This is a genomic window from Bacillus sp. J14TS2 (assembly GCF_018333015.1).
Taxonomy (GTDB): domain Bacteria; phylum Bacillota; class Bacilli; order Bacillales; family Bacillaceae_C; genus Lederbergia.
This window is the reverse complement of record NZ_BORE01000006.1, coordinates 165,487-189,695: the sequence shown is the minus strand read 5'-3', so window position 1 is coordinate 189,695 and position 24,209 is coordinate 165,487. Positions and strand designations below refer to the sequence as shown.

Genomic DNA, 24,209 nt, shown 5'->3' with positions numbered 1-24,209 from the left:
CCATAGAATTCAATTAATAACTGTAATTTTCATATAAAATCCCATCTATTTGAACATGAGAATAGTCTATCTTATGGACTAGGACTTTAGGTTTTATACTAAGATATTATTTTCTTTGTCTTATCCTAGCTTGGGACAAAGGGAGGGAACAGCTCCATGTCTTAATTGACAACATAAAATTGTGTTGATAGAATGGAAATTCTCTTAAAATAGTTACATATTTATGTAAGCGGTTTAAGGGCTTATGGAATTCAAAAAATGGGTGATCATCTATTATGAAAGGAAGAGGCTAAAATGATTCAATTCGGAACCGGCGGTTGGCGTGATATTATTGGGGAAAACTTTACTTTTGATAATGTAAGGATCTTTTCGCAAGGGGTTGCAAGAAAGATCCTCAATGAACGGAAACAATCGCAAGGTATTGTCATTGGCTTTGATAATCGTTTTATGTCAGAGGAATATGCGAAGGCAGCGGCTGAAGTATTCGCCGCCAATCAGATTCATGTTTTGTTGTTGGCAAAGTCTGTACCAACACCACTTGTAACATATGTGACAAAAATGCAGAAAACAGCAGCTGGTATGACATTTACGGCTAGTCATAATTCTTATATGTACAATGGAATAAAATTTGTCGGCGAGAACGGGAGCCCTGCTACTGTTGCTGTAACAACAGAATTAGAACAGCTTATCAATCAAATACAAATAGAAACTGTCCAAAGAGTAGATTATGAGCTAGCCATTCATGAACAATGGATTGAACGTGTTGATTATCATCATGAATTCGTTGAGTTTATTGAGGAAAAATTGGACATGGATATTCTTAAAAAGGCAGGCTTAAATGTGATTTATGATCCGATGTATGGAACTGGTGTCACTTCTGTTTTGACTCTGCTAGTGGATATCCGCAGCAATTTCAAAATGATTCATGACCGGATTGATCCGTTATTTGGAGGAAGAGTACCTGCTCCAAGTAAAGAAACATTATGGAGAATCTCCTCTATGATGCGGGAAGGCGACTTTGATATTGGATTAGCAACAGACGGGGATGCGGATCGAATTGCTGTGATTGATAATGAAGGGAAATATATGCATCCGAACGAGATTCTCTCCATTTTATACTATTATTTTCTTGAATATAAGAAGAAGTCTGGCGCAGTCGTACGAAATGTTTCAACCACTCATCTCTTAGATGCGATCGCAGCTCATTATGGTCAAAAATGTATCGAAAAACCAGTAGGATTTAAATATATTGCTGAAGGGCTGCTTGAATCAGATGCTGTTATCGGGGGAGAGAGTTCAGGAGGAATTACTATTCGGGATCATCTTTTAGAGAAGGATGGGATTTTATCTGCAGGATTAATTTTAGAAATGATGGCTAGTACAGGGAAAACCTTAAAAGAAATTCGTCAAGAATTAGTTAATAAGTTTGGTGAATTTCACTATGTGGAAGACAATATGACCTATATGGAAGGAAAGAAACAAAGGATTCTAGACTTTTTAGCGAATGAATTTCAGCCTCAAGAGATGGCAGGACAATCAATAAAAGAAATAAATCAAATGGATGGAGTAAAGTTAAACCTTGAAAATGGAGATTGGCTGGGGATTCGTTTTTCGGGAACAGAGCCATTGATTCGGTTTATGGCAGAATCAGCAGAAGAACATGTTGCGAAACAGTTGATAGAACAGATGAAAGAGGTTATTACCCAGCAGTTAAAGATTTAAATAGGTAAAGTGAATAAGACTACAAAAGAGAGACTGCCCAAAGTCGATATTTCTCGACAATAAGCAGTCTCTCTTTTTCGTTAAATATTTCTCGGGAAATATGTCGATACAATAGATCATTCTTCAAAAAATGTTAGTTTAGAAGTTATTTTGCAACTATTTTAAAGAGTTGGTGAATCTTTGTCGTTTAGCTTATCTTATTTTGAGTTTAAGGCTCCCCATAACTAAGTTAGATAACCTCATTTCTCATTGATGAAACCCATAATTAAAGTAATATACCCATAATCATATTTAACAACCCCATTCCTCTACGAAAAACCTCCTATTTTATTAGAATTTTTGTATACAATTAGTTTAATTGCGTTGGTTTTATTTCATTAAACAAAAACAAATAAAGGTATATACAAATAAAACAAAAATAATTATAATGGTAACAGAAGTATATAAAATAATTTGAAAAATAGATATTTTAGGAGGGATTAAATGGTTGAGAGTCTTTGGAATGAAGCAAAGGCTAATTCACTCAATAGTGATGTGGAAAAATTAGTCTATCGTTCAAATTTGTTAGGGAAGGATCGGTCTGTCTGCAATTGGGGGGGCGGAAACACCTCCATGAAAACCACCGAAAAAGACTTTGCAGGTCGAGAAATAGACGTTCTGTGGGTGAAGGGGAGTGGCTCTGATCTTGCTACAATGAGAAAGGAAAATTTCACCGGTTTACGTTTGGAGGATATTCGTCCATTAATGGAAAGAGAGGAAATGTCGGATGAAGAAATGGTTGAATACCTATCCCATTGTATGATTAATTCCAAGCACCCTCGTGCTTCTATTGAAACCTTGCTGCATGCCTTTTTGCCATTTCAACATGTCGATCATACACATCCTGATGCGATCATTAGTATTTGTTGTGCTGATAATGGACGAGAAAAAGCGGAAGAGATCTTTGGTGATCGATTTGTATGGGTCCCGTATATACGGCCCGGCTTTACTTTATCGAAAATGATTGCAGAAGGAGTGCAAAATAATCCGCAAGCTGACCTTGTGCTGATGGAGAAACATGGTCTTGTTGTGTGGGGGAAAACAGCGGAAGAAAGCTATGATAAAACGATCAGGGTGATTCAAGAGGCGGAATCATATATTCAATCTCAAAGGAAGGCGCAATCATTTGGTGGCGCAAAATATCAAACGCTTTCTGAAGAAAAGAAAAAAGCTGCGCTTGCAAAAGTATTACCCGCTATTCGCGGCGCTGTCAGCCAAGATAAAAAAATGCTTGTGACTCATAATGACTCTGACGAAGTAATGGAATTTGTTAACAGTTATGAAGCTCCTGATCTCTCTCAAGTAGGTGCGGCTTGTCCAGATCATTTAGTGCATACGAAAAGAACCCCATTGTTTATTGAGTGGGACTCCAATTCTGAAGACCTAGAGACGTTAGAAATAAAAATAAAAGCTGGAATACAGAGCTTTGAAGAAGAGTATAGAGCTTATTTTAATCGAAACCAAAATGAAGGCGACCAAATGTTTGAACCAGTGCCGCGCGTTATTCTCATTCCGGGAATTGGTATGATCAATACAGGCAAAAGCTTAGCGATGGCAAGGGTAAGTGGAGAGCTTTACCAACGAGCGATTGCGGTGATGAAAGGGAGCACAGCACTTGGAGAGTTCGTTTCTCTAAATGAGAATGAGTCGTATAATATTGAGTATTGGCCACTAGAATTATATAAGTTATCCTTAGCACCGCCAGAAGCTGAGTTTTCTAGAAAAGTAGCTTTTGTGACTGGAGGAGCTGGCGGGATTGGCGGCGCTGTATGTCGACGTTTTATGGAAGAAGGAGCTCATGTGGTGATCGCGGACCTGAATGTAGAAGGAGCGAAAGCACTAGCAAAAGAACTAAGTGAACAGTATGGGGAAGGAAGAGCCATCGCTATTAAGATGGATGTGACAAGTGAAGAACAAGTACAGGCAGCCTTTGAACAAGTTGCTCTTCAATATGGAGGAGTCGACATAATCGTCAATAATGCCGGATTGGCAACCTCAAGCCCATTAGATGAAACCAGTTTGAAGGAATGGAATTTAAATATGGATGTATTAGCAACAGGTTATTTCCTTGTTGCCAGGGAAGCATTTAAACAAATGAAGGTTCAAGATATGGGGGGGAGCATGGTCTTCATCGGTTCTAAGAACTCCGTCTATGCAGGGAAAAATGTTACTGCCTATAGTTCTGCTAAAGCGCTTGAAGCCCATCTTGCGAGATGTATTGCTACAGAAGGAGGAGAATTTGGCATTCGGGTAAATACTGTACTTCCAGATGCTGTTCTTCAAGGATCAGCCATTTGGGATTCAAAATGGCGTGAGGAAAGGGCATCGTCCTACGGAATAGCACCAGATCAATTAGAAGAACATTACAGAAAGCGAACAACCCTTGATGTGAATATATTCCCTGCAGATATTGCAGAAGCTGTCGCCTTTTTTGCTTCCTCAAAGGCGGAAAAGACAACAGGTTGTATGCTTACAGTAGATGGTGGAGTTCCAGCTGCTTTTACGAGATAATGAGATGAGGAATGTAATAATAGAGAATGGGGAGCGGATGAAGATTCGCCTCTATGAATTTAATGAAAACGCTTATCGTATATAAAACATACCATTAGGTAGATCTAACACGAACGAGCTGAACGCAAAGATTTTAAAAAATATAAAGGAGCTGAGGATGATCGATTGTTTATCCGTTGATATAGGGGCTTCTGGCGGTAGAGTCATGTTGGGGAGTTTGCGGGATAGTCAAATAACCTTAGAAGAGATTCATCGTTTTGAGAATGGTATGGTCGAAAAAGCCGGGCAATTTTGCTGGGAACTAACCCGCCTATTTGAGGAAATAAAAATCGGCATAAAAAAATGCCGAGATCTGGCAACGCAACCCGTCAGTATTGGGATTGACACATGGGCTGTTGACTTTGTGCTCTTAGATGAACACGATCAATTATTAACAGAAGCGATTGCTTATCGAGACCCACGAACCGATGGAATTATGGAAGAAGTAGACAAAATCATTTCAAAAGAAAAGCTATATACAAAGACGGGTATTCAATTTTTGTCATTTAATACGATTTATCAATTATATAGCTTGAAGAAGAGCCATCCTGAAGTTTTACAAAAGGCAAAGACCTTTCTATTGATTCCAGACTATCTCCATTTTTTGCTAACAGGAAAAAAAACAAATGAATATACCAATGCTACGACGACCCAATTGGTCAATGCAGCTACAAAAGAGTGGGATCAAGACATTATTAACAAGTTAGGTTTTCCTATGGACATGTTTCGGGAAATACAAAAACCGAAAACGAACTTAGGTGGTTTGAGAAAAGAGCTTGTTGAGGAATTTGGTTTTGATATGGATGTGATCTTACCAGCGACTCATGACACAGGTTCAGCCGTTATTGCTGTTCCTGAAACAGAACCGACGATCTATTTAAGCTCTGGAACTTGGTCTTTAATGGGTGTTGAAAATCGCTTTCCAATCTGCGATCCGAAAGCGCTATCATATAATTTCACAAATGAAGGGGGAATCGATGACCGCTTCCGTGTATTAAAAAACATTATGGGATTGTGGATGTTGCAGGAAGTGAAAAGGAATTTTGCAGACCAGTATACCTTTGCGGAATTGGCAGATTTAGCCAAATCTGCCAAAATAGCTGCTATCGTCGATGTGGAGGATGACCGTTTTTTAAAACCTGATCATATGATTGAGGAAATACAAGCCTATTGTCTGGAAACAAAGCAAACAATCCCAGAAACGCCAGGTGAAATTGCCAAATGCATCTTGATTAGTCTAGCAAAACGCTATAAGCAGGTTGTCTTGGAGCTGGAAGAGTTATTTGGAAACACGTATCGGAAAATTAATATTATTGGTGGCGGGGCTCAAAATGCCTATCTGAATCAGCTTGTAGCGGATGGGACCAAAAAGGAAGTGCATGTGGGACCTGTAGAGGCAACAACAATTGGAAATCTGATTGCCCAGTATATTGCTTTAGGTGGGATAAAAGATATTGAACAAGCAAGAACAATGATCAGGCATTCCTTCAAAGTAGATCAATATAGTCCTAAATTAAATGAGGAGGTTGAATTTTATGAGTGTTAACGAAACATTTGCATACGCTAAAAAAGAATACGAACGTCTAGGGGTCGATGTAGAAAAAGCAATCGAAAAACTAAAAGATGTCCCGATATCAGTCCATTGTTGGCAAGGGGATGATATAAATGGGTTTGAAATTAATAAGAGCGAATTATCTGGTGGAATAGAAGTAACTGGAAATTACCCAGGCAAAGCCAGAAACCCGGAAGAACTGCGGGCAGATTTAGAAATGGCCCTTTCGTTTATTCCGGGAAAACATCGGGTGAACCTTCATGCGATTTATGCCGAGACAGATGGAGAAGTGGTGGACCGAAATCAGCTTGAGCCAAAGCATTTTGAAAAATGGGTGCAATGGGCAAAAAAACATAATCTAGGTTTAGACTTTAACCCTACCCTTTTTTCGCATGAAAAAGCGGAAGATGGCTTAACATTATCACATCCCGATGCCGAAATACGTCAATTTTGGATCGATCATTGTATAGCCTGCAGGAAAATAGGCGAATATTTCGGAAAGGAATTAGGAACTCCTTGTTTAACGAATATTTGGATACCAGATGGCTATAAAGATACACCTAGTGACCGATTGACGCCAAGAAGGCGTTTAAAAGAGTCATTGGATGAGATTTTTGCTGAAGAGATCGATGAAGCTTACCATCTGGATGCAGTAGAAAGTAAATTATTTGGAATCGGCTCAGAAGCCTATGTTGTTGGGTCTCATGAATTTTATTTAAGCTATGCTTTGAAAAATAACAAACTTTGTTTACTAGATTCAGGCCATTATCATCCTACTGAGATGGTTTCTAATAAAATTTCAGCCTTACTTTTGTATAGTGATCGGTTAGCTTTACACGTTTCGCGTCCGGTACGTTGGGATAGTGATCATGTTGTTACATTTGATGATGAATTAAAAGAAATTGCCTTGGAAATTGTTCGTAATGATGCACTAGATCAGGTGATGATTGGACTTGATTTCTTTGATGCGAGTATTAATCGAGTAGCTGCCTGGACAATCGGTACACGGAACATGCTTAAGGCCCTTCTGTATGCTCTGTTGACACCGAATGAACATTTACGTGAATTACAAGAAAAGGGGGATTATACGAAAAGATTAGCACTCATGGAAGAACTAAAGACATACCCATTTGGTGCCATCTGGGATTATTATTGTGATCAAATGAATGTGCCAATCAAAGAAGAGTGGTTAACTGAAGTGGATGAATATGAAGCACAAGTGTTGCTAAAACGGTAATTCTTATGCTATTCAGTATCTTTTAATAAAGTGAAACAATATTAAGCTCCAAGAACGAATGATGCACTACCTTAGCGGAGGAAATATACGCAGACTCCCGTGGGAAGTGAGAGTTCGGCAAGATCTCGGACTCGGAATAAAGGATCAAAGGCTAAATGCGCGCCGTCCTGGCAGCAGGCTCAAGCACGACATCCTGTCGTTTCGCCGCACTAGTACGTCCTGTACGTCGCAACACCCTTTGTGACCAACATCGTGTTGGCCTGAGGCTTGCCACTCGCCCATGGAAAGCGAAGTATCGGGGGGATCATTGGGCGCTCTCCCCGATAAGTCTCGCTAACCACCTTTGGTGGATGAAGAAAAAAACCACTGATGGCAGTCTCACTTTATAGATTTATCATTATTTAGTAGAATAAGACGGATTGTATTAATTCGAGGTGAGTACATGCTTGTAGCAGAAAGACATGAAAAAATCGTAGAAACGGTTAATAGAAATGGAAGTATTCGTGTTTCTGAATTAAGTCAAATATTCAAAGTGACAGAGGAAACGATTCGAAGAGATTTAGAAAAGCTTGAGAAAGAGGGGGAACTTCGGCGAAGCCATGGAGGCGCCGTAAGCATAAAGAAGGATAAGGGCGTGGAAATTCCCTATTTTGAACGTGAGATTCAAAACACTGAGGAAAAAAATATGGTCGCAGATATTGCGATTCAATATGTTAAAGAAAATGATCGGATTATACTGGATGCAAGCACAACAGCCTGGTATATGGCGAAAAGGTTACCAGATATGCCGTTAACCGTATTGACGAACTCGATAAAAGTAGCAATGGAATTAGGCAGAAGAGAGAAAATCACGGTGATTGGAACGGGAGGGCGACTCCTGTCTAAATCCCTTTCTTATGTAGGTCCTCTAGCGATGGAGGCCATTGAGTCTTACCGGGTAGATAAGGCTTTTATCTCATGTAAAGGAATTCATAAGAAGCGTGGTATTAGTGATACGAATGAATGGCAAGCTCAAGTGAAAAAGAAAATGATCGAAGTAGCAGAAAAGGTATATGTCCTAGCTGATTACAGCAAGTTCAATGTTCAAGCCTTTTCAAAAATTGCTCAACTGAAGGATATTCATACGATTATTACGGATGAGGAAACGAAAAAAAATGATATTCAAGAATACCGGGAGGAAGGAATAGAAGTCATTTCTGGAAATCCTATATAAGGTTTTTTAGAGGATATTCAAAAAAAGTCCTGTCGAAACTTTTCGCAATGAGCAGGTTTTCATGCTTTTTTGGCGTATTTATATAGTGATAGCCAAAAATAAAAGGATGGATGTTATGAGTTCTAATTTAAAGTTTGACTTTCATACTCACCATGATCGGTGTGGGCATGCAAGAGGGAAAATCAGAGACTATATTGAGGCGGCAAAGGCAAGTGGATTAAATATGATCGGTATTTCGGACCACTCTCCTTATTTTGCAAGTGAGAATGATCAGGCACATCCTGGAATTGCGATGGCCAAAAGTGGTTTTGCTAGCTATGTGGAAGAGGTTTTAGCATTAAAAGAAGAATATAAAGAGGAAATTGACGTATTATTAGGTATTGAATCTGATTTTTTTCCCGAACATATTGAGTTATATCGAGAACAATATGCACAATATCCGTTTGATTACATTATTGGCTCTGTTCATTATGTTGATGGCATCAATATTTTTAAACGGGATCGCTGGGACGGGTTAACGAAAGAGGAGATTAAACAAACCAAGGATCGTTATTATGATTTAATCGCACAATCTGCCAAAAGTGGATTGTTTCAAATTCTAGGTCATATTGACGCTATGAAAGGTTTTTATCCGGTGTTTTCACAAATCGAGACAGAGGAAACTGATCGTGCGTTAAAAGTTATTGGTGAACACCCTCTAGCGATTGAAATCAATACTTCAGGGAAAACGAAAGATTGTGGTGGGTGGTATCCTTCTGACGAACTTCTTGAAAAAGCTCTATATTACGGAGTGAAAGTGACATTTGGATCAGATGCTCATGATGCAGAAAGAGTCGGAGATGATATGGAAGCTGTTCGCCGTCGGTTGAAAGAAATTGGCTTCAGTGAATGGGCTTATTTCAAAGAGCAACAAATGATTTTAACCGCATTATAGGACTAGAAATGACAAAGAAGCGAGCCAAATTGGGAGGTGAAAAGAATGGAAACTTCCACAAAATGGGTGAGAATGGATGATGGTGTGGAAGTTTTTATGAAGAAGTGGACGTCCCCCACTATAACTCCGAAAGCTGTTCTCCAAATTTCTCATGGCATGGCAGAACATATTGAGCGATACAACCATTTTGCGCACTACCTAGTTAATAAAGGAATCTTTGTGTATGGAAGTGATCACCGCGGTCATGGACGTACAGGAGAAAGAATGGGGCATTTAGGATATTTTGCCGCCCAGGATGGTTTTGAAAGGGCGGTAGAGGACCTATATGTCATCAATCGGGAAATTAGCCAAGACATCTCGAATCTGCCAATCTATATGTTTGGTCATAGCATGGGGTCTTTTCTAGCTAGACGGTTTATGCAAACTTATTCTCAGGCTGTTAAAGGAGCGATAATTTCTGGCACAGCAGGTGATCCTGGGATCGCAGGGAAGATCGGTAAAAGCATAGCAAAAAGAGAAATGCACAAAAAAGGGGGGAAATCACCAAGTCCACTTCTAAATCGCCTCACATTTGGTTCTTATAATAAGAAATTTCCTCAACAAAAAACTGAATTTGATTGGTTAACTCGTGATGCTCATAAGGTAAAGGAATATATAGAAGATCCACTTTGTGGATTTATTTGTACGAGTAGTTTTTTCTATGATTTATTTACCGGTTTAGAAAAGATTCACGATGATCAGCAAGTTCGTAAAGTCCCTTCCAAATTTCCCATCCTTATCATCAGTGGGGAAGATGATCCCGTTGGTGGCAAAGCTTTAAAAGGTGTGCATCGGGTAGTCAAACAATGGGAGAAGAATGGTTTGGATAATATTAAGACCATTTTCTTTAAGCAAGGTAGACATGAACTTTTAAATGAGACGAATCAATTAGAGGTTTATCAATTAATATTCGACTGGTTAAAACAGGAAACGTATAGAAAAAATCCATAACAATTAAATTTAGATTAAGAATATATTACGTTTTTTGTTCAAATTTGATAAACTATACATATTAAAATGAAACGGCTTTCAAAGGGAGTGTCGAAAGTGGGGATGGGAGTTTGGAGTACTTAATTTTACAAAAATCCGGACGATTGAAACAATCTGTAAATTTTTCTGAGGAAAGCTTAGATTTTTGGGATAGACGTGCCACTATTTCATGGCGTCATACCTTTTTTGATCATTATGAGGAAGCTTCGGTCATTCTTGATTTTAGTGGTCGTGTCCTTTTGCTTAACCAAGCGTTTGAAAAGATGTTTGATTGTACACAACAAGAACTATTAGGGAAACCGCTTATATTCCCATTTAGAAATTTACAACATGAGTTTTATAAATTGGTTCAATGCGTGTTAAAAGGGGAGAAAATTGTCTATCAACAACTTTTGCGTCAAAGGAAAAATGAGGATCAAATGTTTCCGGCAAAATTAACAATTTCTCCTGTATATTCTTCTGATGAAGAAGTAAAAGGAATTTTGGTGATTATTAAGGATCAAACGGAAATTGACGAATATAAAACATTAGTAGAATTACAAAATGAAACATTGGAAACAGAAGAAACAATGCTTCTTGATATTACAAAACATATTGATGAATTAATCATTCTATTTGATTTAGAAAAGAATAAGGTCATTTATACAAGTCCTGCTTTTGAGAGGAAATTTGGGACGGATCTTATTACCCTATGCCATCATCCTACATTATTGCGTGAGCGGTTTGAAATTGATAAATTGGAACAATTATCACATTTTTTCACATGTACTAATCGCGGTCATAGAACGATGGAACTTAAAATAACTGATCGTACAACAAGTAAAATTAGCTGGTTTTTATTTGAGATTACGCCAATACTAGAATTGGATGGTACCGTCAAAAGGCATATTAGTATATTGCGAGATATTACGGAGTTAAAAGAAAAGAATAATCAAATTAAACACCTGGATCAGTTAGGCGCGATTGGACAAATGGCGGCTGGGATTGCCCATGAAATTAAAAATCCGCTCACGACGATTAAAGGATTTGTACAATTGTTATCGGAAAAGACAAAAGGTGAGTATAGTGATATTATTTTGTCTGAACTAGAACGAATTGAATTTATCATGAGTGAAATTTTGTTGTTGGCGAAGCCGCAAACAAACATAAGTTTTAAAAAGGAAAATTTAAACCAAATTATTCAAGAGGTTATTACCTTTATGAAGCCGGAGGCCACGATTCATGATGTTGTTTTAAAAAGGAATCTAGCCCCTATACCTGCGGTTTCTTGTGAAGAGAAACAAATTAAACAAGTTCTTATCAATATTATAAAAAATGCGATCGAGGCAATGCCAGATGGAGGAAGTATTCGAATTAAAACATATTATTCCGATGGCTTTATTCGGATGGATATTTTGGATACGGGAAAAGGCATTTCTCAAGAGCGGTTAGAGAAATTAAAGGAACCTTTTTACACAGATAAAGAAAAAGGAACAGGCTTAGGACTAATGATCTGTTATAAACTTATTGAAGACCATCATGGAACAATTCACTTTACAAGTGAAGAAGGAAAAGGGACATGTGTGCATATCAAATTTCCAGTTGAGCATTAAAAAAAGCGCAAGCGCTGTTTAAGGACATAAAGTTGGAAGAGGCTGGGACATAATTAAGCGTTAGACTCCAAAAACGAACAATGTATTACCTTGGCGAAGTATATTTCCAGAGCGTGGTATATACTCCTAATAGTTCGTTTTTTCTTTGGTGAAAAGACTTAAATCCCAACCTCTTTTGCCGTTTGCTCTTCTTAGTCCAATAATCGGTTGTTATCATCGACGGTCATGATTTCAGCTGATTGGCGCGCTTCATTAGCGGGCAAGATCCCTTTGCCACGACAAACACTGCAATTATACTGCCAGCCTTCATCATCTGCTAACATGCCTCTTCCTTCACAGGCTTTACAGGTTAATTCTCGATCTGTCATGAAGATCCCCTCCTCTATTAAATGAGTGTTTGGTTCTGCTTTTTCTTGATCCAGTTAATAATCCCTCCATGGAGCATGATTTCCATTTGCCGAACAGAAAGGGAGTGTTGTACAAGGATTTTTTCTTGTCTGTCCTTAATTCCGATTGTAAACTCATTGCCATTTTGCAGTTTTTCATGTAATCCATTCAGCTCAAGGATATCTCCCTGTTGGAGCAGATCATAGTCATTTGGTTGTGAAAAAGTTAACGGCAATATGCCAAAGTTTACTAAGTTTTGCCAATGGATACGGGCAAAGTCTTTAACTAAAGCGACGCGCATGCCTAGATAGCGAGGGGCTAGAGCTGCGTGTTCACGACTAGAACCTTGTCCATAATTAAACCCACCTATAATGGCATGCCCGCTTTGGTCTACTAATTCTTTTGCACGTGTGTAATAACTTTGATCAATAATTTCAAAAGCGAATTTACTGATCTCTGGCAGATTGCTTCGATAAGGCAGTACTCTGGCTCCACCAGCAAGAATTTCATCTGTTGAAATATTATCCCCCATTTTTAAAAGAACAGGAAGTTCCATTTGGTCTGGAAGTGTATCCATAGCAGGGATCGACGCGATATTGGGGCCTTTGTGTAATTCCACTTGTTTGGCGTCATCGGGTGGCAAGGGGGGATCCAATAGCGAGACATCAATGGCAGGCTTTTTAGGTTCTTTCACTTTAGGAAAAGGGAAATCCAATGTTCGTGGGTCAGTAATGACCCCTGTTAAGGCTGAGGCAGCAGCTGTTTCAGGACTACATAAAAAAACACTATCCTCTCTCGTTCCGGAGCGGCCTGGGAAATTTCGCGGTGTTGTCCGCAGGCTATTCCTTCCTGTTGCAGGTGCTTGTCCCATCCCGATACAACCATTACATCCTGCCTGATGTAATCTCGCACCTGACTGTAATAGACTAGCGATATGACTTTCTTTTACTAGGTCTGTCAGCATTTGTCTTGAGGTTGGATTAATATCAAATGAAATACCTTTGGCTACTGGCTTATCTTTTACGATTTCAGCAGCTATCGCGAAATCACGGTAACCCGGGTTTGCGGAAGAGCCAATATAGGATTGATAGATAGGTGTTCCAGCCACATCTGTAACAGATACCACGTTTCCAGGACTTGACGGTTTTGCGATTAACGGTTCAAGGTCAGACAAATTGATTTCTTCTTGTAAATCATATGTTGCCTCTTCATCTGCTTGTAATTCTATCCAGTCAGCTTCCCTTCCTTGTTCCTGCAAGAAACGTCTTATTTCAGAGTCAGAAGGGAAGACTGACCCCGTTGCTCCTAATTCTGCCCCCATATTTGCAATTACATGACGATCCATAGCAGATAACGTTTGAACGCCAGGACCGTAATATTCTATGACCTTTCCCACTCCGCCTTTTACATCATAACGACGAAGCAATTCAAGGATCACATCCTTGGCGCTGACCCAATCAGGAAGTTTCCCGGTTAGTTTTATGCCCCACACTTGTGGCATTTTGACATAAAAGGGTTCTCCAGCGATGGCTAAAGCCACATCCATTCCTCCAGCTCCCATCGCTAGCATGCCCATACAGCCATTTGCACAAGTATGACTATCAGAACCCAAAAGTGTTTTTCCAGGTTTAGCTAGTCTTTGCATATGGACTGGATGGCTCACACCATTGCCAGGTCTACTATAGTAAATGCCAAAGCGTTTTGTGGCACTTTGTAAAAATAAATGATCGTCTGCATTTTTATTATCTACCTGAATTAAATTGTGATCGACATATTGGGCAGAGGCTTCTGTCTTTGCTCGTTCAATGCCCATTGCCTCTAATTCCAACATGACCATCGTTCCCGTGGCATCCTGGGTTAATGTTTGATCGATTTTTAAACCGATCTCGCTTCCGGTCGTCATTTCACCTGAAACCAAATGTGATTGAATTAATTTTTGCGTGATAGTAAGTGCCATGATTTGTCTTTCCTCCTGATCCGTTCTTGTTCTTATATTGTTTATATTTTGAGGATATTTAAAATTAATATACATAAAGAAGGGGGCGTCCCAAAAATTGAAAATCGTCAAAGAGGCTCCCTTGCCGCTGGTGCTATTCCCGCAGGCATGTAGCCATTTTTGCCGATTTTCTTAGAATTTGAAAAAGATGGGACTGGGACATAACAAAAGAATTAAGCTCCAAAGACGATACCTTAGCGAAGTATATTTCCTGGGCGAGGGTATATGCACCTTGGTAGTTCGGCTCATTCTTGGTGAAAATACCTTTTGGCCCAGCCCCTTTTTTCGTTGCCGAATACTCTTTTTGACAGCTCCTAAATGAGTATTAATTTACATACTTTCCATAATCGGGAATGGCAATTTGATTAAAATCATTGACTAGTTTTTCTAGACTTTTAGTCAGTGCTTCACCTTGTAAAGGTAAACCATGCCCTACAATGGCTGTATCTGGTTTTAAAGCTGCGAGTTTTTGAACAGATTCACGGGCGGCGTTCCAATCCGTTGTTAGATATCTTGGTGGGCCATTAATTTCTTGCTCCTGGGTAAATACTTTATAAAGAGCATCCTGCTTAACGGTAATAAAGGCATCACCTGCGATTAGTGCTCGATCTTCATCCCTAAAAAAGGAGACATGTCCTGGTGAATGCCCCGGTGTGTGCAGCCAACGAAACCCTGGCATATACGGAACACTTCCATCTTCAGGCAATGCTTGAACATGATTCCCTAATTGAATTGCATCATTTGGGAAATATGGCGATAGTTTCGCCACCATCCCTCCTTCAACAGTCGCATCAGGCTCTGGATAATCCCTTTCTCCTGTTAAAAAAGGGAGTTCCAGCTGATGAGCATATACTGGAATGTCCCAGTGCTCGATTAACTCAATCACAGCGCCAATATGGTCGAAATGCCCATGTGTCAATAGGATGGCTTCAGGACGGCAATTCTCCCCAAATCGTTTTTCCGTCTCTTTGATGATGGCTGGAGCAGAATAAGGCATACCAGCATCGACTAAGACAAAAGATGAATCATTCGGTTGCCCTGCCAGGACGATATTCACGATTTGTACCGTATAACAATATAGATCCGATAATACTTCTTGACCGACACCACTTCCAATAGAAGTAGCAGGAATATATTTATAATCAGCTCCATAGGACAGTTCCTTGTCCAATAAAAGAACCTCCTTTAAATAAAGTGAATCTTGTTTAGTGTGTAGCTTTTAACTGAAAATCATTCAATCTGTTACTGACAAAAGATTGGCTAATTCTTCTATGTAAAACTTTACGTAAAAGGGTCAATATAAAGATGTAGTTGATTCTAAGTCTTATGCATGATCCACTATAGAAAGGATGTTGTTTGTGATGAAAAGCAATGTTCAGGTTTTACCGATTATTGCTTCAATTGGAGTTGGAGCTGTAGCTTATAGTATGATGACTGGAAAAGCAGGGCAACTGCAAAACATGATTCCCCAGTTATCAGGAATGAGTCAACAAGGTGGCAGTCAGCAGCAATCTGGAATGAGTCAACAAAGTGGCAGTCAGCAAAGCTCTGAAAACACATCTTCTCAAATGCAATAAGGTTAAAATACTACATGAAATGCGGCTTAAAACAAAAACTCGGATTCAGGAGTTCTCTCCAATCCGAGTTTTCTTTATTATATTTTTGGCTTATTAATATCCATAACCACCGACAAAACCACCGGCCCCTACAATAATCAAGAGGATAAACAGGACAACAATTAACGCAAATCCGCCTCCGAATCCAAATCCCTCAGACATACAACTCCACCTCCTAAAAATCTTTCAGTATTACCATATGTAAATAAAATGAAGCTGGAAGGATAAATGCCTAGATAATTGTTTTTTCTAATAAAAAATATCTCTGGTGTTAATAATTTAAGCCATTTGTTCTAGATTTAAAAGATTTTCATATGTATTATGTAGTTGGCAAAACCTTAATACTAAGGGGTGATAACAACATGGATGATAAGCCATCTAGAAACCAAAAGCCCAAAACGGATGCTAAACAGAAGCAATTAGATCAATATCGTATACATGACGCGGGAAAGCCAATGACGACCCAGGAAGGGAAAAAAAGATCACAGGATCAGGATCAATTAAAGGCCGGTATACGTGGTCCTAGTTTACGTCAGGATTATGAGTTCTTTGAAAAGATGTCCCATTTTGTTCATGAAGAAATACCAGAAAGAGTGGTTCATGCAAGAGGTTACAGCGCACATGGAGAGTTTGAATGTTATCAGTCCATGAGACATGTGACAAAAGCGGGCTTCTTACAGGAAGCGGGGAAAAAGACACCATTAACGATCCGTTTTTCTACTGTACAAGGTGCTAAAGGGTCTTATGATACGGCAAGAGATTTACGATGCCAGGGTGTTAAGCTTTATACAGAAGAAGGAAATGTCGATCTGACAACGATAGCCATGCCTGTATTAATTAACCAAGACGCGATGAAATTTCCGGACGCGATGCATGCATATCAAGCTAAGCAAGCTGATGATATCCCAACGGCAAGCGGAGCCCACGACAGGTTTTGGGATTATGTAGCCAATAACGATGAAGCACTTCATATGGTCCTGTGGATCATGTCTGATCGAGGCATTCTAAGAAGTTACCGAATGATGGAATCATGGTCCATTAATACGTATTTATTTGTGAATGAGCAAGGTGTAGCCACATTTATGAGGTATGTTTGGAAGCCAATTCTAGGTGTCCATTCCCTGCTTCAGGATGAGGCACTGAAAATTGGTGGACTTGATCCTGACTTTCATCGGCGTGATCTCAGAGAGGCGATTGATCACGGTGCTTATCCTGAATATGAATTAGGTGTTCAGTTGATTTCGATGGAAGATGAATTCAAATTCGACTTTGATGTGCTTGATCCTGCAAAGTTTTGGCCAGAAGAAGTTGTCCCTGTTCAAATGATTGGTAAAATGACACTCAATAGAAATATTGATAATTACTTTACAGAGTCTGAACAGGTAGCGTTTAACCCTGCAAATGTTGTGCCTGGAATTGATTTTTCAAATGATCCTGTCTTACAGGGGAGGTTAGTTGCGTATAGAGATACACAACAACATCGACTTGGCAGCGCCAATTACGTTGAATTGCCAATTAATAAGCCACTCTGTCCGTTTCATAATAACCAGCGCCGAGGCTATATGAGACAGCGAATTGATGTTGACAAGGTGAACTATCATCAAAATTCACTAGCAAATAACACACCATATACGGTGCCTCCAGAAGAAGGAGGCTATACAGATTATCCGGAGAAAGTAGAGGGCTATAAAATTCGAGCCAGAAGCGATTCGTTCAAGGATTATTTTTCACAACCACGAATCTTTTGGAACAGTTTGACGCCCATTGAAAAACAGCATACTATCGAGGGATTAAGTTATCAAGTTGGGAGCGTAAAAAGCGAATCTGTCCGCCAGCAAGTTGTTGATTTACTTGTTAATGTGGATAGAGAGCTGGCATATATCGTCGCTGATAATATTGGTGTCGTCAGGCCTAGTGGTGATAGTGTTACTGTTTCTACAAGTTACCCTTCTCTTAGTCAGGCCAATACGCCAAAATATGCTTATACTCAAAAAGTAGGTGTATTGGTAGGTAATGATTTTAACAGTCAAGAGGTCATCAATGTTCTGAATTACTTAAAGCAAAATGGAGTATTTATAGAAATTGTAAGTGAAAAACTGGGTACTGTTTCTGGAGCAGATGGAACAAAACTTAAAGTTGATAAAACATTTCTCACCACAAGTCCTTATTTGGTGGATTCGTTATATGTCGTTGGCGGAAACGCTAGAAATGATGCGAAATTCCACCAAGATGTCATGTCCTTTATAAGAGATGCATACAGCCATTATAAACCAATTGGCGTTGCAATAATGGCACAGTCTCAGTTTCAAATTAAAGCTTCATCAGGTGTCGTTTTTGCCGAGAATAATCCTAACTTTGGAGAGGAATTTATTACAGCGATCGCGACGCAACGCTTTTGGGATCGGACATAATTATGCCACTACGGGAGATGCTAGGGACAAAAGTGTTTTCATCTAAGAAAAACTTTAATTTATAAAGTGCATATACTCCGCTCTGGAAATATACTTTGCTTTCCATGGGCTTACCGAACTCTTACTTCCTGCAGAAGCCTACGAATATTTCCTCCGCTAAGTCCCAGCTTCTTTCCATATTCATTAAATATAAGAAACGTTCTCTAGAATTAGGATACATAATAGATTCTCCTTTATCCCGCATTAACTGGCAGTAATCCTCCCATCTCAAGGCATTAGAGAATACGGAGAAGCATAGGTGGGGGGTACGGTTCAACTAACAATCAGTGGAGGATGAAAGAAAACCCCCACTGATTGAAGTTTCACTTTATCGATAACAAAAAAGCGAAAATAAAAACTATTTCATGTTATATTAGAAGATGAGTAAGGCGGAATTTGAAAACGCCGTAAAGGGGGAAGAACATGGGAGATCTTTTAGTACCACTTTATCGATTATCGGCTGATGTAAAAATGGATGAAGAGAAAACGTATACAATTCGCAGGCCCATCCCACCGGAAAAACATATTGTGGTGAATTGGGTAAGGAAGCATTTTTCTGAAAAATGGGCGAGTGAGTGTGAAGTTGCTTGTTCACAAACACCAGCATCTTGTCTTATCGCAATAGAAGGGAATAAGATATTAGGTTTTGCCTGCTTCAATGTTACCTATTTGAATTTTTTCGGTCCAACTGGAGTAGATATTGAGGCGCGAGGCAAAGGAATCGGGCGAGAACTGCTATTACTGAGCTTACTTGAAATGAAGCATATGGGATACGCTTATGCCATTATTGGTGGAGCTGGCCCTGTTGCTTTTTATCAGAAGACGGTAGGGGCTATCGAGATACCAGATTCCAATAATGGAGCTTATAAAGGAATGTTAGATGGCTAGATTGATTGACTCGTACGATAGGTGGGCACGTCTTTTGCGCTTTTCTATGCTGCGGCTGGCACCCAGAAACTAGTACACTTTGGGGTTCAGGAGGTGTTTCAACATCAGCTCTTCTTTCAGGTTCATTGTGTTTTCCTTTTATCTTAAGCTTTTTGGAGATTCGCCGTCCCCCTTGCTTTTCTTTCAGCATATGAAGGAAAGTAGGGGGGATTTTTATGGGGAAAAAAGGTGATTTTTCCATAGCTGTCATCCTACTTGTTTTGATGATTCCATTATTCTTTTTCATGATTAACAATATGGATTGGACAACAGGAAAGCTTGATAAGGACCTTAATCAAAATAAGGAACAAGAACAGCAAGAGAATCAGAACAATCAAGATGAAAAGGACACCAATGGAAAAGAGGAAGACAAGAAAGACAAAAAAGATAAAGAGAAAACTGAAGACAAAGATAAGGCGAATAAAAACCAAGACAGTGAAAAAGTAATCTGGGGTGTAGATTCTGCAAGTGTCACAACAGAGGAAGTTTATGTTTGTGTCAATCAACATTTCGGAAAACCAGAAATATGGGGAAGATACCTTGGGACTATAGAGGATGTATCACAGGGAATCACGAAAGAGGAAAGCCAGTATTTGCATGAGCAAGAGATTAAAGTTTTGGCGATCTATAATCACTTTGATGGAGCGAAGGGATATGATCATGGTGTTGAGTTAGCTCAACATGCCGTTTCCCTTGCAGAAGAGGCTGGGCTCCCTGAAGGGAAAGCGATCTTTGCTGATATTGAACCAGAGTATCCAGTAAATGCTGCGTTTATCCAAGGATGGTTTGACGGAATAAAAGACGCCTCTTATCACCCCGGAATTTATGGTGTCTTTGCAGAAGAACAGCCCTTATTCAAGGAATATGAACAAGCTGTAAAGGACAGGAAGGAGATCGAGAAGCAACTGATCATTTGGTCAGCTCATCCTCAAATCGAAATTACATCTAAAGAAAAGGCACCAGAATATGAGCCGTTTGCACCAGAGGGAAGCTTTTTATTGGGGTGGCAGTATGGGCTTGATGCCGAGAAGTGTAATATTGATACAAATCTGTTCAAAGCTGAGATTAACGAATATTTGTGGTAAGACTGGTAGATTTTTAAGACCAGTCTTTTTTTATGTAGTAGCTAGAAAAGATGAGATACAGGAAAATAAACAAGCTTCCATCAGTCGAAATTTTACAATTCCACTTAGATTGCTTAGAAATTTCCTAGTCTTGAAGTGGGAATTTATGGATGGCAGAACAGGGATAAAAAAATGAAAAATGATTAGAATTTCCTATTTTTCAAAAAAGGAGAGGTAAAAATTACCAATTAAAAAAGGAAAACTTTAGCAGATAGCGAAAAATTGAAAGAAAATTAAGGGCAATAGACCTTATCGGAATATTCATTGAAAATTTTCAAATGGGAAATTTGTAACAATTTGTTTGAAACTGTATTTTTACTCCATTGACCGAAGTGTGAACTAATGATATTACTTTTATCTAGGGTAAAACAGTTATTAGTAATAAAGCTTATTTTTCTGAACTTGTTCAGTGGCTATTAGGAAGTTCCGAGGTGAAACTTTTTCGTTAAGGATACCGTATGGTAAATATTGGGAAACCATTCCAATTACAGGTTTTTATGGTTTAAAGAGGAAATAAGAGGGAAAAAGAAATGATAATAAATTTTTTTCTGAATACAATGAAAAATAGTTAGAGAGAGTAAGAGGTAAAAATGATTGAAGTTTATGCTGTAAAAATAGCCTCTCATATAGATGACCAATCTTTTCGTTTAGCCAAAGGAAAAATATCATTAAAGAAAAGAGCGAAAATCGAGAGGTTCAGAAATTTTGCGGATGCCAAAAGATCACTTTTGGGTGAACTTGTCGTTCGATTTTTAATTAGTAGGAAATTAAATATTCGTAATGAAGAGATTATTTTTACAGAAAATGATTATGGAAAACCAGTATGTATGAATGATCCAAATCTTCACTTTAATATTTCTCACTCTGCGAATATGGTTGTTTGTTCCATAGCAACACATACACCAGTAGGGATTGATGTGGAGAAGATTCAATCAGCTGACAATTCGATTATCAAGCATTTTTTTACACATATTGAAGCTGATTACATTACCAACAGGATGAGAGATCAACAAAATGAAGCCTTTTTCCGGATTTGGTGCGCCAAAGAAAGTTATTTGAAAGCTTTGGGAAAAGGGCTCTATCGATCATTAGATTCATTTTCGATTGTCGTGCAAGAGCAAGACATCAGCTTAAAAGAAAATGATATGAATGACCCCTTTTGGTTTCAAGAGTATAATATTTCACCACAGTATATAACGGTTGTTTGCGGGCAATCGCGTGAGTTTGCCCAGATTGAATTTATATCATCAAATGAGTTGATAGATCATTTTATCTATCGGGCTTAAGTGAACTAGGAGGCTTTTATGAGAAGTGTAATAAAGCATATTATGATTAATTTGGTTGAAAAGAAATTCCGAACATTGATTGTCTTACTAACGGTCTTATTATCAACCTTAGTCGTGTTTATTGGGTTGAGTCTTAATGAGATTATTAATAATACATATACCTCAATGTTAAAAGGTGCTTATGGAGATACGAATATTATTGTTTCGAAGTCTGATGATGAACCATTGTATGAAAAGAAAGATTTAGTCACAACAGATGTTTCAATTGAATCACGGAATGACATGATATTTGCCCAAGGGGAAACGAAGGTGACGAATGAAGATGTAGATGTCACTTTAATAGGATTAGATGATGCAGAAGCTGAAGCAAGTGGGTTAGTTGAAAAAATCAATCAAATTGATGGGTTTAAGCTTGAAAAAGATATGGCCATTATTAGTAATCATACGGCCTCAGAGTATGATCTTGATTTAGGAGATAAGCTCTCTGTCGAAATTGGAGAAGAAACATACGAGTATGAGGTGGGAGCGATCGGGAAGGCGAGAGGTGTTTTTTTCTCGGAGATCGATACGATTACCCTTGCCGTTACCGAAGAACAAGTAAATGACATATTTGATACGAAAAATAAGGTGAATACTACCTATTTATCTGTACCGGAAAACAAGATTAGTGAATCGATTGAATCATTAAAAGATGACAATGCTGATTTTCAAATTCAAAATCAATCAACTGCTGCCAATACACGTGATGAAGCTACTTTTGAAACAACGATGATGTTAGCCATTATCACGATTGTTATGATCAGTTCCTATATCATTATCTCTTTGGCAAAATTAATCGGTGTGGAACGAATGCCGGTTGTTGGTACCTTTAGAAGCATCGGAGCCAGCAAGAAATTAACCAATTTTATCTTAACTATGGAGTTTCTATTTTATGGTTTGATTGGTTGTATTCTAGGAATTGCCGTGGGAGTCGCGCTTTTACCATATGTTGCAGATATATTTAATGAATATAAAGAATTCGGTGTCGAAACAGAGGTTAGCTATAATATAACCTATTTAAGTATTGCCTTCTTGTTTGGTACTTTATTTCCGCCGATCATTAGCTATTTCCAAATTATCAGGATGAATAAAAAACCACTCAAGGAAATTATTCTTAATACGACACACACTGCGCAAAAGCGTTCAATTATTCCTTTTATCATTGGTGTTGTTCTACTTATTGGTGCATTTGCGTTATATTACATCAATCGAACGGACGATCTTGTTATAAGCATTCTTTCCATTCTATGTTTATTTATATCGATTGTTTTACTGATGCCAAGCTTTCTCAATGTTGTATCAAAGGGGATCGACCTTGTATTTAAGCGCGTTGGTTCTGGAGAGTTTTTACTTGGTGTGAAAAACTTAGGGAATAATAAAATGGCATCAAATAATTCTAATATGATTATTGTCGTTTTTGTCTTGCTTATGCTTGTTGGCATGATTGCGGATGGGATTGATCAGTACCTGAACAAATCATTAGTTAGGGATTTTGATATTGCCGTCACTGAGATGCAGGATGATATAGAGGATTATGATGATATAAAAGAGATAGATGGTGTATCAGAAACATACACACAGTATGTGGATACAGCGGAAGCAGAAATCGGTGGTCAAGGAGAGGCATTTGGGGTTATTGGGATTGATAATCTAGATTCTTTTGATTCATTCTTTTCCGGTATTACTTTTCTTGGTGATGCGAAGGAACAATTAAAAAGTACGGATGATGGGGTTATTCTGGATGAATACCAATTAGAACGGTTCGACTTACAATTGGGGGATAAGATCGAGTTACAGCCTCTTGATGCGAATCTTGAACCATTAGATGGTGAGAATTCGACTGTAACGGCCACTGTAGTAGGGGAGATGGAAAGTTTAGGATTCTCCCAAAATAGAGCAACTGCGTTGATTAATTTAAGTTTTTTCAAGAAAGACTTTGAGGGAACCTTGGATCAGATCAATATCAAGGCAACTCCAGGAACTGATCTAGAAAAGCTCAAAAAAGCGATTAATGATAAATATTCAGATTCTGACATGACAGTCAACACGTTCGATGAAATTTTACAAACACAAAAAAGTACCATTGATACATTGATTCTTGGTATGACGATTATTGTCTTATTAGGTTTGTTGATTGGAATCCTCGGCATTTCTAATAATCTACTTGTTTCCTTTATTCAAAGAAAACAAGAATATGCTGTTTTATATTCAGTTTGTATGAGCAGAGGGCAATTGGTGAAGGTATTGCTTGTTGAAACATTTATGACGTTTATATCGGTAGTAGCGGTTGGATTTGCAGGCAGCCTAGCCATGAATGTCATTATGACAAAACTTTTGTATGCCATTGGTCTAAGAATCAATTTTCAATTTAACACCGACTTGTTTTTGATTTTATCTGCAGTCGTATTCATATTGTTGCTGCTTTCCATCCTATCAATTATTAGAAAGATTTATCGAATGAATATTGTCCAGAGCCTGCGGTTTGAATAAAGCGGTGGGAGCTTACGGACGGTCAC

At 38.6% G+C, this 24,209-nt stretch carries 18 protein-coding genes; 14 read left to right on the top strand and 4 right to left on the bottom strand.

Annotation, left to right across the window (positions count from 1 at the left end):
* Positions 1 to 294 precede the first annotated feature (294 nt).
* The 8 genes from KI375_RS11060 to KI375_RS11025 all read left to right on the top strand — a co-directional run bounded on the left by KI375_RS11060 (position 295) and on the right by KI375_RS11025 (position 11,868).
* Positions 295 to 1,722, top strand: coding sequence for a phosphohexomutase domain-containing protein (locus KI375_RS11060; RefSeq protein ID WP_212973555.1), 1,428 nt, complete (start codon positions 295 to 297; stop codon positions 1,720 to 1,722).
* 483 nt (positions 1,723 to 2,205) lie between these two features.
* A complete protein-coding gene (locus KI375_RS11055) occupies positions 2,206 to 4,272 on the top strand; it encodes a bifunctional aldolase/short-chain dehydrogenase (protein WP_212973554.1) in 2,067 nt (688 codons plus the stop codon).
* Positions 4,273 to 4,429: 157 nt separating this feature from the next.
* Entirely contained in the window at positions 4,430 to 5,857 is a 1,428-nt protein-coding gene (gene rhaB / locus KI375_RS11050) for a rhamnulokinase (protein ID WP_212973553.1), read from the top strand.
* Entirely contained in the window at positions 5,847 to 7,100 is a 1,254-nt protein-coding gene (gene rhaA / locus KI375_RS11045) for an L-rhamnose isomerase (protein WP_212973552.1), read from the top strand. The genes rhaB and rhaA overlap by 11 nt, the downstream gene beginning before the upstream one ends.
* Before the next feature lie 442 nt (positions 7,101 to 7,542).
* Positions 7,543 to 8,313 carry a DeoR/GlpR family DNA-binding transcription regulator gene (locus KI375_RS11040; RefSeq protein WP_212973551.1) on the top strand — a complete coding sequence of 257 codons (771 nt, stop codon included), beginning with the start codon at positions 7,543 to 7,545 and terminating at the stop codon, positions 8,311 to 8,313.
* 115 nt (positions 8,314 to 8,428) lie between these two features.
* Positions 8,429 to 9,247, top strand: a complete 819-nt coding sequence (locus tag KI375_RS11035; RefSeq protein ID WP_212973550.1) for a histidinol-phosphatase — start codon at positions 8,429 to 8,431, stop codon at positions 9,245 to 9,247.
* A 45-nt stretch (positions 9,248 to 9,292) separates the two neighbouring features.
* Positions 9,293 to 10,237 (top strand): alpha/beta hydrolase, encoded by a 945-nt coding sequence (locus tag KI375_RS11030; protein ID WP_212973549.1) that lies wholly within the window; start codon positions 9,293 to 9,295, stop codon positions 10,235 to 10,237.
* 110 nt (positions 10,238 to 10,347) lie between these two features.
* Entirely contained in the window at positions 10,348 to 11,868 is a 1,521-nt protein-coding gene (locus KI375_RS11025; RefSeq protein ID WP_212973548.1) for an ATP-binding protein, read from the top strand.
* A 191-nt stretch (positions 11,869 to 12,059) separates the two neighbouring features.
* Here KI375_RS11025 and KI375_RS11020 read toward each other — a convergent pair whose 3' ends face one another.
* The 3 genes from KI375_RS11020 to KI375_RS11010 form a co-directional block, all read right to left on the bottom strand.
* On the bottom strand, positions 12,060 to 12,236 hold the full coding sequence (locus tag KI375_RS11020) for a hypothetical protein (protein ID WP_212973547.1): 177 nt from the start codon (positions 12,234 to 12,236) through the stop codon (positions 12,060 to 12,062).
* A gap of 17 nt (positions 12,237 to 12,253) precedes the next feature.
* Positions 12,254 to 14,212: an aconitate hydratase gene (locus KI375_RS11015; RefSeq protein ID WP_212973546.1), complete on the bottom strand. Its 1,959-nt coding sequence runs from the start codon at positions 14,210 to 14,212 to the stop codon at positions 12,254 to 12,256.
* 364 nt (positions 14,213 to 14,576) lie between these two features.
* On the bottom strand, positions 14,577 to 15,422 hold the full coding sequence (locus KI375_RS11010) for an MBL fold metallo-hydrolase (RefSeq protein WP_212973545.1): 846 nt from the start codon (positions 15,420 to 15,422) through the stop codon (positions 14,577 to 14,579).
* A gap of 190 nt (positions 15,423 to 15,612) precedes the next feature.
* Here KI375_RS11010 and KI375_RS11005 point away from each other — a divergent pair, with 190 nt between their 5' ends.
* Entirely contained in the window at positions 15,613 to 15,828 is a 216-nt protein-coding gene (locus tag KI375_RS11005; protein WP_212973674.1) for a hypothetical protein, read from the top strand.
* 93 nt (positions 15,829 to 15,921) lie between these two features.
* On the opposite strand, the gene KI375_RS11000 is transcribed toward KI375_RS11005, so the two are convergent.
* Complete coding sequence (locus KI375_RS11000; RefSeq protein WP_082881265.1) at positions 15,922 to 16,029, bottom strand: YjcZ family sporulation protein; 108 nt, start codon at positions 16,027 to 16,029, stop codon at positions 15,922 to 15,924.
* Positions 16,030 to 16,229: 200 nt separating this feature from the next.
* Here KI375_RS11000 and KI375_RS10995 point away from each other — a divergent pair, with 200 nt between their 5' ends.
* The 5 genes from KI375_RS10995 to KI375_RS10975 all read left to right on the top strand — a co-directional run bounded on the left by KI375_RS10995 (position 16,230) and on the right by KI375_RS10975 (position 24,183).
* Positions 16,230 to 18,278, top strand: coding sequence for a catalase (locus tag KI375_RS10995; protein WP_212973544.1), 2,049 nt, complete (start codon positions 16,230 to 16,232; stop codon positions 18,276 to 18,278).
* 462 nt (positions 18,279 to 18,740) lie between these two features.
* Positions 18,741 to 19,205, top strand: a complete 465-nt coding sequence (locus KI375_RS10990) for a GNAT family N-acetyltransferase (RefSeq protein WP_212973543.1) — start codon at positions 18,741 to 18,743, stop codon at positions 19,203 to 19,205.
* Between the two features lie 215 nt (positions 19,206 to 19,420).
* Positions 19,421 to 20,329, top strand: a complete 909-nt coding sequence (locus KI375_RS10985; protein WP_212973542.1) for a glycoside hydrolase domain-containing protein — start codon at positions 19,421 to 19,423, stop codon at positions 20,327 to 20,329.
* A 629-nt stretch (positions 20,330 to 20,958) separates the two neighbouring features.
* Entirely contained in the window at positions 20,959 to 21,654 is a 696-nt protein-coding gene (locus KI375_RS10980) for a 4'-phosphopantetheinyl transferase family protein (RefSeq protein WP_212973541.1), read from the top strand.
* An 18-nt stretch (positions 21,655 to 21,672) separates the two neighbouring features.
* Complete coding sequence (locus tag KI375_RS10975; RefSeq protein WP_212973540.1) at positions 21,673 to 24,183, top strand: ABC transporter permease; 2,511 nt, start codon at positions 21,673 to 21,675, stop codon at positions 24,181 to 24,183.
* Positions 24,184 to 24,209 lie beyond the last annotated feature (26 nt).